The organism is Candidatus Poribacteria bacterium (genome assembly GCA_021295715.1).
In the GTDB taxonomy this organism is placed as follows: Bacteria; Poribacteria; WGA-4E; order WGA-4E; family WGA-3G; genus WGA-3G.
In genome coordinates this window covers 1-15,664 of record JAGWBV010000062.1, presented here as the reverse complement: position 1 = coordinate 15,664, position 15,664 = coordinate 1, and the positions used below count along the sequence as shown (strand labels likewise).

The 15,664-nt window shown below is 48.2% G+C and carries 17 protein-coding genes and 1 pseudogene; 13 read left to right on the top strand and 5 right to left on the bottom strand.

Features of this window, described 5'->3' with window-relative positions:
• Positions 1 to 16 precede the first annotated feature (16 nt).
• Complete coding sequence (locus tag J4G07_15355) at positions 17 to 835, bottom strand: phytanoyl-CoA dioxygenase family protein (GenBank protein ID MCE2415367.1); 819 nt, start codon at positions 833 to 835, stop codon at positions 17 to 19.
• Positions 836 to 1,108: 273 nt separating this feature from the next.
• Between J4G07_15355 and J4G07_15350 the strand changes: the two genes are divergently transcribed.
• The 6 genes and pseudogenes from J4G07_15350 to J4G07_15325 all read left to right on the top strand — a co-directional run bounded on the left by J4G07_15350 (position 1,109) and on the right by J4G07_15325 (position 4,718).
• Positions 1,109 to 2,062: a Gfo/Idh/MocA family oxidoreductase gene (locus J4G07_15350; GenBank protein MCE2415366.1), complete on the top strand. Its 954-nt coding sequence runs from the start codon at positions 1,109 to 1,111 to the stop codon at positions 2,060 to 2,062.
• 46 nt (positions 2,063 to 2,108) lie between these two features.
• Entirely contained in the window at positions 2,109 to 2,972 is an 864-nt protein-coding gene (locus J4G07_15345) for a phytanoyl-CoA dioxygenase family protein (GenBank protein MCE2415365.1), read from the top strand.
• A gap of 117 nt (positions 2,973 to 3,089) precedes the next feature.
• Positions 3,090 to 3,326 carry a redoxin domain-containing protein gene (locus J4G07_15340; protein MCE2415364.1) on the top strand — a complete coding sequence of 79 codons (237 nt, stop codon included), beginning with the start codon at positions 3,090 to 3,092 and terminating at the stop codon, positions 3,324 to 3,326.
• A 30-nt stretch (positions 3,327 to 3,356) separates the two neighbouring features.
• Positions 3,357 to 3,776, top strand: a complete 420-nt coding sequence (locus J4G07_15335; GenBank protein MCE2415363.1) for a redoxin domain-containing protein — start codon at positions 3,357 to 3,359, stop codon at positions 3,774 to 3,776.
• Between the two features lie 6 nt (positions 3,777 to 3,782).
• Positions 3,783 to 4,100: pseudogene (locus J4G07_15330) on the top strand (redoxin domain-containing protein).
• Positions 4,101 to 4,103: 3 nt separating this feature from the next.
• A complete protein-coding gene (locus J4G07_15325) occupies positions 4,104 to 4,718 on the top strand; it encodes a hypothetical protein (protein MCE2415362.1) in 615 nt (204 codons plus the stop codon).
• 100 nt (positions 4,719 to 4,818) lie between these two features.
• Here the strand turns inward: J4G07_15325 and J4G07_15320 are convergent, their stop codons facing one another.
• A complete protein-coding gene (locus J4G07_15320; protein MCE2415361.1) occupies positions 4,819 to 5,601 on the bottom strand; it encodes a hypothetical protein in 783 nt (260 codons plus the stop codon).
• A gap of 207 nt (positions 5,602 to 5,808) precedes the next feature.
• Here J4G07_15320 and J4G07_15315 point away from each other — a divergent pair, with 207 nt between their 5' ends.
• The 6 genes from J4G07_15315 (at position 5,809) to yajC (ending at position 10,386) form a co-directional block, all read left to right on the top strand.
• Complete coding sequence (locus tag J4G07_15315) at positions 5,809 to 6,555, top strand: YebC/PmpR family DNA-binding transcriptional regulator (GenBank protein MCE2415360.1); 747 nt, start codon at positions 5,809 to 5,811, stop codon at positions 6,553 to 6,555.
• 3 nt (positions 6,556 to 6,558) lie between these two features.
• Complete coding sequence (gene ruvC, locus J4G07_15310; protein MCE2415359.1) at positions 6,559 to 7,104, top strand: crossover junction endodeoxyribonuclease RuvC; 546 nt, start codon at positions 6,559 to 6,561, stop codon at positions 7,102 to 7,104.
• A gap of 3 nt (positions 7,105 to 7,107) precedes the next feature.
• Entirely contained in the window at positions 7,108 to 7,710 is a 603-nt protein-coding gene (locus J4G07_15305; GenBank protein MCE2415358.1) for a Holliday junction branch migration protein RuvA, read from the top strand.
• A 170-nt stretch (positions 7,711 to 7,880) separates the two neighbouring features.
• Complete coding sequence (ruvB, locus tag J4G07_15300) at positions 7,881 to 8,873, top strand: Holliday junction branch migration DNA helicase RuvB (protein ID MCE2415357.1); 993 nt, start codon at positions 7,881 to 7,883, stop codon at positions 8,871 to 8,873.
• Between the two features lie 125 nt (positions 8,874 to 8,998).
• Positions 8,999 to 10,027, top strand: coding sequence for a tRNA preQ1(34) S-adenosylmethionine ribosyltransferase-isomerase QueA (gene queA / locus J4G07_15295; GenBank protein ID MCE2415356.1), 1,029 nt, complete (start codon positions 8,999 to 9,001; stop codon positions 10,025 to 10,027).
• A 56-nt stretch (positions 10,028 to 10,083) separates the two neighbouring features.
• Positions 10,084 to 10,386 carry a preprotein translocase subunit YajC gene (gene yajC, locus J4G07_15290; protein ID MCE2415355.1) on the top strand — a complete coding sequence of 101 codons (303 nt, stop codon included), beginning with the start codon at positions 10,084 to 10,086 and terminating at the stop codon, positions 10,384 to 10,386.
• A 38-nt stretch (positions 10,387 to 10,424) separates the two neighbouring features.
• Here the strand turns inward: yajC and J4G07_15285 are convergent, their stop codons facing one another.
• Both J4G07_15285 and maf read right to left on the bottom strand, forming a co-directional pair.
• Complete coding sequence (locus J4G07_15285; GenBank protein ID MCE2415354.1) at positions 10,425 to 11,120, bottom strand: 5-deoxy-glucuronate isomerase; 696 nt, start codon at positions 11,118 to 11,120, stop codon at positions 10,425 to 10,427.
• 70 nt (positions 11,121 to 11,190) lie between these two features.
• Complete coding sequence (gene maf / locus J4G07_15280) at positions 11,191 to 11,796, bottom strand: septum formation inhibitor Maf (protein MCE2415353.1); 606 nt, start codon at positions 11,794 to 11,796, stop codon at positions 11,191 to 11,193.
• Between the two features lie 486 nt (positions 11,797 to 12,282).
• On the opposite strand from maf, the gene J4G07_15275 reads away from it, so the two are divergent.
• Positions 12,283 to 14,235: a hypothetical protein gene (locus J4G07_15275; protein MCE2415352.1), complete on the top strand. Its 1,953-nt coding sequence runs from the start codon at positions 12,283 to 12,285 to the stop codon at positions 14,233 to 14,235.
• Between the two features lie 132 nt (positions 14,236 to 14,367).
• Here J4G07_15275 and J4G07_15270 read toward each other — a convergent pair whose 3' ends face one another.
• Positions 14,368 to 15,474: a D-TA family PLP-dependent enzyme gene (locus J4G07_15270; protein ID MCE2415351.1), complete on the bottom strand. Its 1,107-nt coding sequence runs from the start codon at positions 15,472 to 15,474 to the stop codon at positions 14,368 to 14,370.
• Between the last annotated feature and the right edge of the window lie 190 nt (positions 15,475 to 15,664).

Genomic DNA, 15,664 nt, shown 5'->3' with positions numbered 1-15,664 from the left:
GAGGCCGCTACTGTATTTAAGCCCCCCACGATTCAAGCCCAAGCAGCTTTTCCCCTAAAGGGGTCAACTCGGCTGTTTTACCGTGATAGTGCTCCTTCTCTTTTGTCTCTCTTCCGAGTCCCGTTAAACGTTCACGCCATCCGGTAATCCGGGATTCAGGATTACCGTTCGTTGGTGCCGGGGACATCGTGATGTATTGCGCCATTCGGGGACGCGTAGCGGAGTTCGGACTACTGCCGTGCGGCAATGCGCTATGCCAGATCACCAGATCTCCGGCTTTCCCTGCGATTGGAACCGCCTCCGCTTGATAGTCTCGCACAACTTCCCGTGGGTTCGCGTCATCAGGTAAGTCGTTCAACCATTTTTCTAATTTCCGATGAAAACCCGGAATACAGGTGAATGCCCCTTGATTTCCAGGAGTATCCGCCAGATACAAAACGCCTTGTACCTTTAAGCGCACCGGCATATCGTCCAACGACATATCCCAATGCAAATACGGACCGGTGAACTTATAATCTGGACGTTCAGGTGGGTTCATACTCGCCCGATCAAAACTCACCCAGAGTTTCTCCGTTTCCCAAATTTCAGAGAACGCCTGATGCACGCGAGGGTATTGGCGATTGTCCCACAACGCTTGGTGCTGATAAATTTCCACCATGATACTCCGCCGCGGTGGATCGGGATACCAACTCTCGGGATCCTCGCGGTCCATTTCAAGAAAATCCCAGACGGCTTGTTCGGCTGAGCGGCAATTCTCAAGCGGCACCGCCTTAGGGACAACGACGTAACCATTCTCTTCCCAAAATTCTAAGGCTTCTGCGTCAAAAACTGGCATGAGTCTCTCCTTATCAATTGATTCATCTCAAACTACTCTGCAAACAGAGAAATGTAGTTTAAGAATACCACAAAAGCTCGAGAGAATCAAACTTTTCGATTGATACATGAGCAATTTCCAGTTAGAATTACAAACGCAGACGGCACATTTTGTGTTTACAATTGAGGGGCACAGGTCTAAAAAATTTTCTTGCAATCAATTGAACCTTGTGCTAAAGTACGAATACTCCCACATACAAAATTTAGCGAACACGGAGACGAAGGAGTAGTCATAATGCTTAAAGCAGGATTTATCGGGGCAGGGGGCCGCAGTCAAGGCGCACATTATCCAAACGTAAATCGGTTGGAAGATGATGTCGAGATGCTCGGAGCCTGTGAACTGGACGAGGAGAAACTCGCACAGGTCGCCCAGAAATATGAGTTTCCACACACCTTCACAGACCACCGGAAGATGCTGGACACCTTAGACTTAGATGTCGTTTATTGCGTGATGAACGAGAAGTGGATTTTGCAACCCGCTCTGGATTGCCTCAATGCCGGCAAGCATTTGTTCATTGAGAAACCACCGGGTGCGAATAGCGATGAAACGCAACAACTTCTTGAGGCGGCAGTTGCTAACGATGTCTACTGCATGGTAGGGTTCCAGCGTAGATTTGCGGCTGTTACGCGCGAAGCGATGCGACGCGTCGCAGAAAAGGGACCTGTTACCTTAGCCGTCACCACCTTTAACAAGCAAATGCTCGGGGGAAACCGAGAATTCACGACAACACTTTGGAACGATGTCTGCCACGTCGTCGATCTACTCCGTTATATGGCAGGTGGTGAGCCGGTGGAAGTTACGGCACATCGTGACACATTTGATGCGGAACAACGCAACTTCTACACCGCCTTCGTCCGTTTCGATAACAACGTTACAGGTGTGCTCTTTGGAAGTCGTGCCTCCGGTGGACGCGTGCTGCGCTCCGAATTGCACGGCGTCGGCATCGGCTGTTACATGAAAATCCCAGAAGAAATCGAAATTTATGAGGACAACAATAGAAGTGTGATGGGAGGTTGGGAAGTTGACGGTGTGGACGAGCGTGACACCCCCAACTACGAAGGCGTGTTGACGATGCATCGCCATTTCGTCGATAGCGTCCGCAACCGGCAAGTCCCGCTCACAGACCTCCGTGATGTTATAAATTCTATTCGTTTTGTTGACCAGATAGAGGGTCCCCTACCGGATTAACCGATTCGTGCCCTTGGATAAACATCACACATTGGAGACTTAACCTATGCTTGACGAACGCCATCTACAACATCAGATTACTGACGAGCAACTTCGCGAACTGAACGAAAACGGATATTTTACTGTTGCAGACGCGCTTCCACCGGATCTTGTCGAACGGCTTGAAACAAAGGTAGACAACATCTACCAGAACCATCTCGACACTGGTTACGATCCATACAGCAAGAGCCAACTTACTGCACATAACAACTTCTTCTACCCGAATTTTCTCGGCACAGACCAAGCTTTCGTGAATATTTTGGATTGGTATAAAACGTTTCCGAAGGTCTGGGGAATCTTGGGATGGAATATTTACTCCTATCACAGCCATTTCATCATCACACCGCCGCGTCCCGATAAAGTTCGTGGTAAATCTGCTCCACTCGGTTGGCATCAGGACAGTGGACGCGTCAACTTTGAGATCGAAAGTTCACCGCGACCTCGCCTTTCCATAAAGGTTGTCTACTGGCTATCGGACTGCTCCGAAATCGGGCGCGGAAATTTCTATGTCATCCCCGGAAGCCACCTCTGGGATAAACTCAATCGACCAGAGGACGGTTCGATGCCGGACGGTGCAACGCCAGTCTGCTGCAAGCCTGGGGACGCGGTTTTCTTCGATCGACGGATATGGCATGCCCGCAGCGAAAACGATTCAGACATCACCCGAAAGGGACTCTTTTACGGATACGGCTACCGGTGGCTACGGAGTAAGGACGATATGACCATACCTGCAGAAATGTTTGAGCGGAACGATCCGATCCGACAGCAGTTACTTGGCGGTGGCACCACCGCAAATGGGCATTTTTCCCCCAAAGATGCGGACGTGCCCCTGAAGACATGGCTTGAAGAAAAAGGTATCATTTCCGACTGAAATCAAGCCATCCTCGAAGCCAAAATCAGTGGCATGCTAAACGCAAATTTACTTGACATCTATAGCAAAATAGCGTATAATTTCATTAACTAATGTATTTAACGGAGGCATAACGCGATGTTTCACACGCGGCTGAATGCAAGCGTCTGGGCTGTTATTCTTATAACAGCGATTTTAATTCCAGCAGCTTCAGGGGAGGAAGCAGTGACAACGCCAAACACACTAAAAGTGGGCATGGTCGCCCCCGATTTCACACTGAAAGATGAGGAAGGCGTTGAGCGGAGTCTCAGCGACTATTTAGGAAAAAAGAATATCGTCCTCGCTTTCTATCCAAAAGATTTTACAGGTGGATGAACGACTGAACTTTGCTCGCTCCGGGATAATTTGAGCGAGATAGAAGCGACAGGAAGTGTCCTTTTCGGCGTCAGTGTTGATTCTGTTGAATCGCACAAGCGGTTTCGGGCAGAACAGAAATTCGGATTTTCACTTTTAGCCGATACCGAATTTGAGGTAAGCAACCAGTATAGTGGTATCATTGAAAGTTTCAATGCCTCAAAACGGGCAACTTTCATCATTGATAAAGCGGGATACATTCGAGCGATTGATACAGATGTCAATGTCAAAACGCACGGGGCAGATGTCGCCGCACTGCTTAAGGAAGTCTTACCAAGCATAGAGGTTGGGCAACGTGCTCCAGACTTTATTGCAACCGATGGGACCGGTAAAACGCACCAACTCAGCGAATTGCATCAGGAAAAGAATGTCGTATTAGCCTTCTATCCACGCGATTTTGGACGTGGCTGAACGGCTCAAGTTTGCTCACTCCGTGATGAGTCGAGTCATTTTGAGAAATACGATGCACAGATTTTTGGGATTACGTCGAACGATGCGGATTCCCACCAAAAATTTTCGGAAGAAAATCAGCTGAATTTCCCACTTTTGGTAGACACCGAACGTAACCTCGCCCTCCTCTTTGGTGCGACGGATGCCCCAGATGGAAAGATTCAACGGTTGGCTGTTATCATTGATAAAACAGGGAAGATTCTTGAAATTGATAAAGAGGTCAACGCAAGCACACACGGTGCGGACTTAATTGATTTCTTCAAAAATTTGGAAACGTCAAATTAATTGATGGAGCGTAGCGATTTATCAACAATTCCGGCGCGCATCGCGTGGGGTACTTCTGTTCTCTTCAGCCCATTTTTGGTTCCAATTGCAACTGCTGTTGGTGTTATCCAAAAACATGCGGCTCCCCAAAACGCACTCCGCTGGTTGGCAATTGTTGTCCTATTTGTTACCGTGCTACCGGTATTATCAATCGCCGTGATGGCTCGGTATGCTAAAGTAAGCAATCTACACTTGCATAACAGGGAAGAACGACTCCTCCCTTTATGCTGCACAGTTATGAGTATGGTTGTAGGGACTGTCCTCCTGCATCAGCTCGGTGCGGCACGGGAAATCGTCTGGGCAGGCGTTGCTTATATTGTAAACAGTCTTATTTTTTCCGCAATTACCCCGATGTGGAAAATAAGCTTTCACAGCAGTGTTGCTACGGGATGTGTTACTGTTCTCGTCATGCTCGTGCACCCACAATTCGGCTGGCTATTTCTGTTGACTCCGCTGATTGCCTGGGCGCGGGTTTACCGAAAACGACACACACTTCTCCAAACCGTCGTCGGCGCAGTGCTCGCTGTTGGGAACACGGTATTCATTTTGTATATGGCGAAACTTGGGGGGCAAAGTTAGAAAACAGGAACGTCCATCTTTACTGCAGAAGCGAATGGGTAGGCGCGCCACTCTACCCTCGATAAATCCAGCAAATTTGAGTCCACGCTCCGGTGTCCCATTACCGTGGATGTTTCAGGGGCGGTAGGTTATCCCAATCACACTCAAGGCAAAAAATGCCTTCTCTGCCGAGTTGGCGCACACGCCCCCCACATTCTGGACACTTTCTAAGGCTCAGAGCGTCTGCCTCTTCGGTACTCGGTGGAAACATGAGCAATTGCTCTATCGGCAAAGCCTGTCCCTGTTCTCCCACGAGTTCCAATTGTACATTTTCAATTATATCGCGGGTATCCAGTTTAAACGGTGGTGGTGAATTGCGAGTGAGATTGATAAAATCGCTACGGTAGACCCGAATTGTGTCGTCTTCCCGTACCTGTCGAATAAAAAGTGTATATTTATCCGGTGCTACCAAATAAGCAGCGGTATCCAAAATGTATCTGCGCGGTTTGATTGCTATCTCATAGCCTCCGTAGTGCAGGATAGAAGGACTTGTATCAGGTTGCATCTGGCAGATTTCAAAGAGTTCATGAGAAGAGGACGCGGAAAGAATCAAGGCATATTGCCGACACGGATGTTGAGAAAGACGTTCAAACGGCAGAAACGCTGCCGACTCCGCACTATCCCGGAGGAATCCGGTAAACGCTGCATAAGCGTTCTCAGTGGCTTCGTCCAAGATTAACTGGCTTAACCGCCGAGGTTGTGCTGTCTGCTCCCTATCGGCACGGTCTATTTCCCGCGAGTAAAGCTCGGCTTGCACATCAACATCAATAGACTGGTTTTCATCATTGATACGCTGCAAACGCTCTACCGGTTGGTCCGCGATTTTCAAAATAAAAGGTAACATAGCAACCTATATAAACTCCTTAAACGAAGGATGTAACAAGTTTAGCACAGGTTTCGAGTTTTGTCCAATTTTTTAATGATTCGCAAGGCGTTAAATCACGTGGTAGGTTCGATGCGATTTTAACGCCTTGCGCAGTGCAGATTTTAGTTTCATCTTTTTTCATTTTATGTTATGCTAATTCAATCAGAAACAGAAAGGACATAGGCTATGTCAGGACATTCTAAATGGTCAACAATCAAACATAAAAAAGCAGCAAACGATTCCAGACGCGGCAAACTCTTCTCAAAGTCGGTGAAAGAAATTACCGCAGCAGCGCGCGTTGGTGGCGGGGATGTGGACATGAATCCACGGCTCCGCACCGCAATTGCAGCAGCAAAATCAAGCAACGTCCCTAACGATAACATTGAGAAAGCCGTCCTTCGAGGCACCGGTGAATTGGAGGGTGAAACCTACGAGGAAATCCTTTATGAAGGTTACGGACCCGGGGGTGTCGCAATCATGATAGAAGTCTTGACCGACAACCGCAATCGGGCGGTCGCAGACATTCGACACGCTTTCAGCAAACATGAAGGAAGAATCGGAGAGCGGGGATGTGTCGCATGGGGCTTTGATAAATGTGGATTGATCGTTGTTACGCCTGAGAGTATTGATGAAGAAGAACTGTTCCTTATCTCGGTTGAAGCCGGTGCCGAAGATGTAACCGCCTCCGAAACAGGTATGGAAATTGTCACACCCTTTGAGATGTTCGATAGCGTTTTAACGGCAGTTCAAGAAACATCTGCTGAAATTCAACTCGCTGAAATTAGTATGATTCCACAAAACACCGTGAAACTTGATGGAAAAGAAGCGGAACGGATGCTACGTCTCATGGATGCTCTCGACGAACTCGATGATGTCCAGAAAGTCTACGCCAATTTCGATATCCCCGATAACCTTTTAGAAGCTGCAGCATAACCCATGCAAAACCCACCTCACCGAACCGAAAGGAAAATTAAAAAAATTCTTGGCATTGACCCAGGCATTGCGAATACTGGATACGGCGTGGTTGAAGCACACGCGAATCGTTTAATTTCTCGGGGTTTCGGAAACATTAGCACCAGCCCAAAAACAGCATCGGAGTTACGGTTGAAACAAATTTATGATACCGTAACCGATCTGATTGCCAAATTCGCTATCGAGAGTATAGTGCTTGAGGATATCTTTTTTAGCAAAAATGTAAGCAGTGCGTTCGTCGTCGGTGAAGTTAAAGGTATCGTGAAACTCGCAGCCGCGAACGCGGACTGCCCCGTTACTGTATATACACCGACGCAAGTTAAACAGGCGGTTGTGGGTTACGGAAAAGCCACAAAATCGCAGATGGAGAAGATGACACAAGCACTGCTGAAACTCAAGGAACCGCCTCGTCCTGATCACGCAGCAGATGCCCTCGCGCTTGCACTCTGCCATGCCCGTTCCTATAAAGTCCTTCAACTCCGTGAAAAATATATGCAAAGGGCAAATTAAAATATGATTTCTTATATCAAAGGGGTTCTCGTAGATAAGGAAACAACACAGGTTATTGTAGATGTAAACGGCATTGGATATATGATCGATGTGCCAGCGAGAATTGTAACGGATTTACCCCCTATAGGCGATACTGTTACGCTCTATACCTACTATCATCAAAACCGGGACAACAAAATTACGCTCTTCGGGTTCACCTCAAAGGACGGGCTCAAAGTCTTTGAATTGGCACTGACGGTCTCCGGTGTAGGACCCGCCCTTGCACAAAACATCGTCGCTCGGCTATCACCTTCACAATTCCAACGCGCCGTCCACCGTGGCGATGCGACGACCCTCATGCGGGTTCCACGTTTAGGCAAAGACCTCGCCCAAGTCATCATCAGTAAACTCAGAAAGAACATTATGAAATTGAAACTCGAAGGTGATAGTGACCCCGGAAAACCCGTGGGTGCTCCAGCGGCAGAGGCACTCCAAATCCTCGTCAATACCCTTGGTGCATCGGAACTTGAAGCAGAACAAGCCATCGAGAAGGCACAACAAGTTCTCGGCGAGTCTGCGCAACGAGAAAATCTCATCGCGCAAGCACTTCGATATATTCGAAATTAGTCTTTTAATGGCTATCAGTCGTCGGCAGTCGGCAGTCAGTAGATCTTATAGTAGGGACGTTTGTTTTACAACCTTCACGCCCTTGTACTGAAAGTTGATTGTTACTTATATTGAAACTCCCGTGTTAGGACCCAAAAATGGATAACCACGAAATACCAGATTTCGACCGGATGCAAGATTTGGCAGAAGAAGACGACGATTTTGGATACAGCCTCCGTCCGGAAACACTCAGCGAGTTCATCGGACAGGAAAAAGCGAAAGAGCAGCTCCGTATCCATATTGAAGCCGCCAAAAAGCGCGGGGACGCACTTGAGCATGTGTTGCTTGTGGGTCCACCGGGACTTGGGAAGACCACACTTGCGCGGATCATCGCCAATGAAATTCAGACTCACTATAAACAGGCGATCGGTCCCGTCATGGAGAAACTCGACCTCGCCTCAACCTTGATGAACCTTGATCAAGGCGATATTCTGTTTATTGATGAAATCCACCGGATGAAAGGGTATGTTCAAGAACTGCTCTACCCTGCGATGGAAGATTATCACTTGGATTTAGCCATCGGTCAAGGTCCCGCATCGGATGTCGTGCAGATGCCGCTTAAGCAATTCACACTCGTTGGTGCGACCACACGTGAAGGCTTGCTGACGGGACCCTTTCGCGATAGATTCGGCATCCGTATCCATCTCGATTACTACGAACCAGAAGACATCCAACAAGCGATTCGGATTAACAGCGCAAAACTCAACATCAATATCGACGAAAATGCGGAATACACATTAGCGTGCCGCTCGCGTGGCACGATGCGAATCGCAAATAAACTGCTTGCTAACGTCAGGGACTATGCCCAAGTCGAAGCAGACGGCTCTCTGTCGCTTGAGGTTGTGGAAGAGGCACTCAAATTCTTTGACATCGATGAACGCGGATTAAACAGACAAGACTACGCTTATTTTCAAACGCTCATTGAAAAATTCAATGGACGTGCGGGACTGAAGGCACTCGCTGTGGCTCTGAGTGAAGACGAACGCACTATCGCAGAGGTTTACGAACCTTACTACATTAAAGAGGGATTTTTGATGCTAACGCCGGGCGGACGCATCGCAACCGATACCGCTCATGAATATTTCAACTATCCCGTAGCATCCCAACCCTCACTGTTCTATTAATGGCAATCGGCTTTCAGCTGTCAGCCGTCAGTAAAGAGATTTCTGTCGAAGTTAGCACCTATTGCTGACCGCTGATGGCTTTTTCAACGGAGCAGAACGATGTCCAGAAACTCATAATTCGCAATATGAAACTCACAGATTTCGACTACCATCTACCGCCTGATCGGATCGCGCAAAGTCCACTTCAACAGCGGGATGGGTCACGACTCTTGGTAGTTGACCGCAACACTTGTGCTTTTTACCATACTCGGTTTTCACAGATTGGGAAATACTTACCCAACGATGCGTTGTTAGTCCTAAACGACACGAAGGTCATTCCGGCACGGTTAATCGGTAGAAAAAGCGGAACCGGCGGAAAGATAGAACTCCTTCTCATCCGCGAAAAAGAGTCGGACACATGGGAGGCACTCGCCAAACCGCGGCGGAGTCTCCGAATCGGCACACAGGTCGTCTTTGGTAACGCTGCCCTAACAGCAGAGGTGCTCGCGAAACCGGATGACGGACACTGTATCGTCCGTTTCGACTATATCGGCGAGTTCTCGACTATTCTGACAGATGTGGGTATGATGCCTTTGCCACCTTATATTCGCCGTCCACCGACTCCTGAAGATAAGGTTCGCTATCAGTCAGTCTACGCCGCCACCGAAGGCGCAATCGCAGCTCCTACGGCAGGTTTACACTTTACACAAGAATTATTGGAGGAATTAAAAAAAAGCGGGATAGAAACAGCAATGCTAACGCTACATGTTGGACCTGGAACGTTCCAACCGGTGAAAGTGGAAAATATTCAAACCCATAAGATGCATGCCGAATATATCCACCTCTCCGAAATAGAAGCGAACCGGATCCGCACAGCGCGGGAGGCGGGAAGGAAAATCGTTGCTATCGGCACCACAGTCGTGCGGTCCTTGGAAACCGCAGCCACGACAGGCACCATTCATCCTTATAGCGGACACAGTGAACTTTTTATTTATCCCGGGCACCGATTTAATGCGGTAGATGCGTTGGTCACGAACTTCCATCTACCCAAATCAACTTTACTTATGCTCGTGAGTGCCTTTGCTGGAACGGAACTGATTCAGCAGGCTTACCAAGAGGCACTCCAACATAACTACCGTTTTTATAGCTATGGCGATGCCATGCTAATTCTTTGATTTTTTAACAGCAAGTTTTGACGTGCAAACTACGTCAAAAGAAAAGGAGAAACTTCATGGATCAAATAACAGGTTTGCTTGTTCCGTTCATCGCGATGGGTGCTATCATGTACTTTTTGTTATGGCGTCCGGAACAAGCCAAACGTAAAAAACATCAGAATATGCTGGAGAATCTGACCAAAGGCGATGAAATCGTAACGAATGGCGGGTTACACGGCAAAATTCTTGGCCTTAGCAATGATAAGAATATTATTCTCATCTCGGTTGGTGAAATGAATAGCCAAGAGGTAAAGGTCCAAATCTCACGGAGTGCTGTCGCTTTCCTGAAGAAGGGCGGTGAACTCATCGAAGGTGAGTAGCACTGCGTCTATTTTAGCACTGTAGGTATTTGCGCTCCTTAGAAATCTGGCTGCACCCACAACTGGTAGCCAACCCCTTCGGAATCTAATGCCGCAATGGTATCCTGCTCTGGAACCGCTAATATATCATTGTGATACAATCGCACGCGTACCGTCTCTACGGTGCGCGTGATATCGAAAGTCGCAACGCCATCGGCATCTCGGAACCTGTGCAGACAGATTGCTTCCTCTCCCGAAAGCATCACGTTCGCATCCCATGTCTCTACATCTACCTCCCCCGATAAGTCGGTTTCCCATATCCTGAGGTGCGTCTCACTTTCATCTACGGTCTCCCCTGCCTCCAAAATAATCGCAGCGGATTCGGCGTATGATAGAACTTTGCAAACTGCGACTTCTATTCCCGCTTCGCCTGCGAGAACCTCATAAGTGGTGTGATGCGGAATATGCGCTACACACGCCTCACCGTGAAAAACGTCCGGACGCTCGCCCAAAACCCCATACGCTTTGTTTCCGTTATGTCCGACCAGCAAGGTGCAATGCCCGCCTAACGCAATCAATGCGACTTCAGTATCATCAGAATGGTCAAAAAAGGTCGCTTCGGGGGTGAGATTAAGAATTCCGAAATGGAGTTTCGTGATGCCTATTTCGCCGGGGGTTACAACTTCAGTGTAGCCCTCAGCAGGCGTATAATGTTTTTTAATTATACCTTGCGGAGAAACAACATGAATCTGAATCTTTCACCTGCGTTTCTTAAATCCGCCCTCCATTTCATTACGGTCTCGCAGTAGGGCAAAAACCTAATAATTAGAAAAATTGAAAAGTGGATAGGTGTTCAACGAGGCTCGCTAATGGAAGTCCAACGACATTAAAGTAGCATCCCTCAATGCGTCGAACGAACGCTGCGCCCCGTCCTTGGATTCCATACGCGCCCGCTTTATCTGATGTTTCCCCGCTCGCAATATAGGCGTTTATTTCGGTACTATGCAACTCCCGAAAGTAAACCTGTGTTGTTTCTGCCCAGACGGTTTCGCGTCCTGTCCGCGCGTCCACCAAGGCTACACCTGTAACAACCTCATGGCATGTGCCACTCAGGTGTGTCAACATCTCGAAAGCGTCTGTATCGTCGGTCGGTTTACCGAGCAGTTTCCCCTCCAACGATACCAAAGTATCCGCGCCGATAATTAGAGTGTTATTAAAGTGCTGTGCAACATCTATTGCCTTCAGCAAGGCAAGTTTCTGTGTTACTTCACTGGCTGGATTATTCAAATGGACGTTGGGGGGTGGTTCCACAATATCACTCGGACGCACCTCAAACGTGATGCCAATCTGGGATAATAAAGCAGAACGGCGAGGTGACGCAGATGCAAGAACCAATCGCGGGATTTTTAAAGCAGATTCGCGCGTTTGCATGCTACTTCAGGTGGTATAACCGTTTACCTTGTTCTGTGCGGATTTGTAACAAATCCACCTCGACCAGCTCCTGCAACGCGTTCCTAAGACCTCGCTTAGAGAACCCAATATTCTTAAGACGCTGGTCGGATGCTGGGACACGGAACCATCCCGGTTCTTCACCAGAACAATATTCCTTTTTCATAACCCCTAACACACTATACAAACGCAAAGTTTTCGGAGGTAACCCAACAAGGGGATTAATTTTAGCAAAGGATTGAAGTGATCCATTCCGCATTGCTTCAGTCCATAAAGAAATAGAATTAGTCATGTTTTTAACAACGTTTCTATTCATGAACTGGTTACAAAAAAATAAACTTATGGCATTTTTTCTTAAAGACACAAGTATTGTAGCCTATTATGATGCAGCAATCTTGTTAAGTTGCATTTGACAAATTCAGGACATCGTGATAAACTCTATCAAATTTCACAGGGGACAGTGCAATATTGCTTCCTATAAACGAAAATCGTCTCTCAGGACGTTCTTTCCTGCTCGGTACCTGCTTCGTTATCGTTATATGTTGCATCGTCTCCTATGCCGAATTAGTAATTACCTACATCCAAATCGGGTTTCTGCAGCTGCCCCCTGCGGTTATTGGACTTTTCTTTTTTCTGGTATTAGGGAATCGGTTGCTTGAAAGACTGAATAACCGATTTGGGTTGTCCCCGCGCGAATTGATGTGCATTTACTGCATGATGCTCGTCGCATCGATGATTTCATCGCGCGGTGTCATGGAAAAACTCATCCCCGCCCTCATTGCCATCAACTACTTTACCAACGAAACCAACAGTTGGGACACCCTCTTTTTTCCACACATCAAGCCTTGGTTGATTCCGTTTTCACCCGAACAAAAAGGACAAGCCCCTATCGCTATCAGTTTCTATGAGGGCATACAAACAGGCGATAGTATTCCGTGGCGCGCATGGATAGAACCGCTATGTGTCTGGGGTGTGCTCGTCTTTTTGGTGTTCACGGCGTTTCTCTGCTTAGCAGCAATCCTCCGGAAACAGTGGATTGAAAACGAGAAACTCACATTTCCGTTAGTCTCATTGCCGCTTGAGTTTGTACACGAGGGACGCGGCTTTCTTCGGAATCGCCTGATGTGGCTGGGGTTCGCGGTGCCCGCTCTCATCTTTACGTTGAACGGACTTCATGAAATCTGGCCCCAAATCCCGAACTTACCGCTAAGGTACATCCTCAACCAATACTTCACAGAACGCCCCTTCAACGCTATGGTGTACACACCCATCTTTCTGTCCTTCGCGGCGGTCGGGTTCTTTTATCTCCTCCCGACCCAACTCCTTTTCAGTTTATGGTTCTTCTTTCTACTCACGCGGTTCCAAGATGTTGTCGCCGCAATGTTCGGTTGGCGAGTCAGCACGATGCCACTCTACCCTACCCGACTCTATATCGGTTACCAAGTTGCTGGAGCCTATATTGTACTCGTAATTTCGTTTATTTATATGGGATTTCCACACTTTCGGCAGGTGTTTCGTCGCGCCTTTACTGCAACGAAGCCAGATGACACGACGGAACTTTTGCCTTACCGCACGGCAGTTTGGGGACTCATTATCAGTTTGATTCTCGCGATCGGGTGGTGCTATACGGCAGGACTGAATTTAGGCTTCGCGGCGTTCGAGATACTGGTTTACATCTGCATTGTTGCTGTGGTGATGGCACGTAGCACAGCGGAAGGTGGACTGCTCATGACAGAAACATCGTTCCGACCCCTGGACCTTTATCAACTCATCTCAACCAAAGCGGTACTGGGCGCGCAGAGTCTCACTGCGTTGTCATTCCTCGATGCAATTTTCACACGCGATCAGCGCGGACTCATCCTCACAGGTTTTTTAGACGGATTGAAAATTAGGGATCGGGTGGGAATGTCTTACCGTTCGTTAGTCGGCGTATTTGTGTTAGGAAGCACACTCGCATTTCTGTGTGCAGCAGTCATCCATTTATGGCTTCCCTATACCCACGGTGCAAATTACATGTATAGCTACACGTATCGCGGCAATCCGCTCTGGGCATTTCAGGACAATGTCGCAGCGATGGAAGGATTAGGAACCGACCTCCGCACAACAGGCGGATTCTTTTTTGGCATTGGCGCGTTCGTAACAACAGGCTTAGTCATCTTGAGGATGCTATATTGGTGGTGGCCCCTCCATCCGCTTGGATATGCACTCTCGGCTTCGTGGACCCTGATTGTGTTCTGGTTTCCCGTTTTCATCGCGTGGGGTATTAAAACGCCGCTCCTCCGTTACAGCGGCATCCGACAATATCAGCGACTCCGACCCTTCTTTTTAGGTATGGTCTTCGGGGAATTCGGCATGGCGGTTCTATGGACGCTCATCAGTTGGGGCGCGAATGTCCCCGCACCCTTCTTCCCTTGGCCCTGAGGGTTTTTTAGTTATACCTTGCGGATAAGTGATTTGGTTTCTAATGCTATGCTGCACATATCCTTATTTCATCTGCGTCCTGACCAGAAACCCGCTCGTAATGAAATGGAGAGCGGTCCAAGAGACCATAAATTAAAAAGTTCGATTGCGTGCTGTGACCTCCCATGTCCCGCGACAATACCCATCGGCATCTACGAGATAATAAAAAGGATGTAAGGCAACACACGGACAGATATGTGTCGGACAGACGTAGATTTCTTGCCCCATGTGCATCGGTGTGCTGTCAGGAACGTTAATTGCCCAATGCTCCTCGTGCTGTTTGTCCACCTCAGCACCGTCAACATTCAAAACGATTCCACGCACACCATCAGGATCCGCGGCGATGGCTTTATGTCCCAAATCGAGCGTAATCCTATGCGGCGTCGGAATACTAATCACACGGCTTAGGAGCAGTGCGGCAGGGGTAAATCCAAGATCGGGAAAGAGAGTCGTGTAGCCGTGATCATGAAAAACGAAAGTGCCAGGGGACACCTCCACACCCGGCGTCTCCGCATAGATAGGGAAGGTCGGTGTGCCACCCATCACAACCAATGGCACTTCAAGCCCTTTAGCAGCAAGCCTATCCTTCATCTCCTCTACTTGCACAAGGCTTTTGTCACAGGATGCTTTCCGATCAGCGACATCTTCATCGTGGATATGCCCATCGTAGACGTGTAATCCCCACGGTTGCAATCGCTCTGCCGCTTCAATCTGTGCATAGACATCCACAGCGGCATCACCAACCGGTATCCCCGTGCGGTTCATGCCTACATCTAGGTCCAGCATAACCTTGACGGTCAAACCGTTCTTTGCCGCCGATGATGAGAGTGCTGCCACGGATTCTTGATGGTCAACAATAACCTTGAAATCGGCATCTGGATACTGTAGCTGCAGGGAAACAAAACGGTTGACATTGGGTCCTACCATCTGATAGGCAATCAGAATATCCTCTATACCATTCTGTGCCAACATTTCCGCTTCCCGCAAGGTCGCGCATTTGTGTTTGAGGATACCGGCATCCCGCTCCATGGCGATAATCTCTGCGGTTTTATGCGTCTTCGCATGCGGTCTGAGCTTCGAGACATCTCCACCGACGGTCGCAATCGCATGGTCAATGTTATATTGAACCTGTGTGAGATAGACGACCAGCGATGGACTCGGTATCGTCTCAACGTTCTGAATACGGTATTTCTTATCCACGGTTTTACCCCTTTGGTGAATTCTTATAAATCCCATTACAAGCGTCTATGAAGGCAAGTCTGTTATAAACGAAACTAACTTACAAGTAGGAACGGTTTTCTAACCGCGCCTTCTACTAGTGCTGTGTCACTCCTAAAATGATGGATGTGGGCAGCCACAAGGGACTGCCCCTACAGGGAAAATCCCTTCA

What these genes read in the sequence shown, in the direction of transcription:
- J4G07_15355 (MCE2415367.1), bottom strand. Translation starts at nt 835, where the DNA reads ATGCCAGTTTTTGACGCAGAAGCCTTAGAATTTTGGGAAGAGAATGGT.
- J4G07_15350 (MCE2415366.1), top strand. Translation starts at nt 1,109, where the DNA reads ATGCTTAAAGCAGGATTTATCGGGGCAGGGGGCCGCAGTCAAGGCGCA.
- J4G07_15345 (MCE2415365.1), top strand. Translation starts at nt 2,109, where the DNA reads ATGCTTGACGAACGCCATCTACAACATCAGATTACTGACGAGCAACTT.
- J4G07_15340 (MCE2415364.1), top strand. Translation starts at nt 3,090, where the DNA reads ATGTTTCACACGCGGCTGAATGCAAGCGTCTGGGCTGTTATTCTTATA.
- J4G07_15325 (MCE2415362.1), top strand. Translation starts at nt 4,104, where the DNA reads ATGGAGCGTAGCGATTTATCAACAATTCCGGCGCGCATCGCGTGGGGT.
- J4G07_15320 (MCE2415361.1), bottom strand. Translation starts at nt 5,601, where the DNA reads ATGTTACCTTTTATTTTGAAAATCGCGGACCAACCGGTAGAGCGTTTG.
- J4G07_15315 (MCE2415360.1), top strand. Translation starts at nt 5,809, where the DNA reads ATGTCAGGACATTCTAAATGGTCAACAATCAAACATAAAAAAGCAGCA.
- ruvC (MCE2415359.1), top strand. Translation starts at nt 6,559, where the DNA reads ATGCAAAACCCACCTCACCGAACCGAAAGGAAAATTAAAAAAATTCTT.
- J4G07_15305 (MCE2415358.1), top strand. Translation starts at nt 7,108, where the DNA reads ATGATTTCTTATATCAAAGGGGTTCTCGTAGATAAGGAAACAACACAG.
- ruvB (MCE2415357.1), top strand. Translation starts at nt 7,881, where the DNA reads ATGCAAGATTTGGCAGAAGAAGACGACGATTTTGGATACAGCCTCCGT.
- queA (MCE2415356.1), top strand. Translation starts at nt 8,999, where the DNA reads ATGAAACTCACAGATTTCGACTACCATCTACCGCCTGATCGGATCGCG.
- yajC (MCE2415355.1), top strand. Translation starts at nt 10,084, where the DNA reads ATGGATCAAATAACAGGTTTGCTTGTTCCGTTCATCGCGATGGGTGCT.
- maf (MCE2415353.1), bottom strand. Translation starts at nt 11,796, where the DNA reads ATGCAAACGCGCGAATCTGCTTTAAAAATCCCGCGATTGGTTCTTGCA.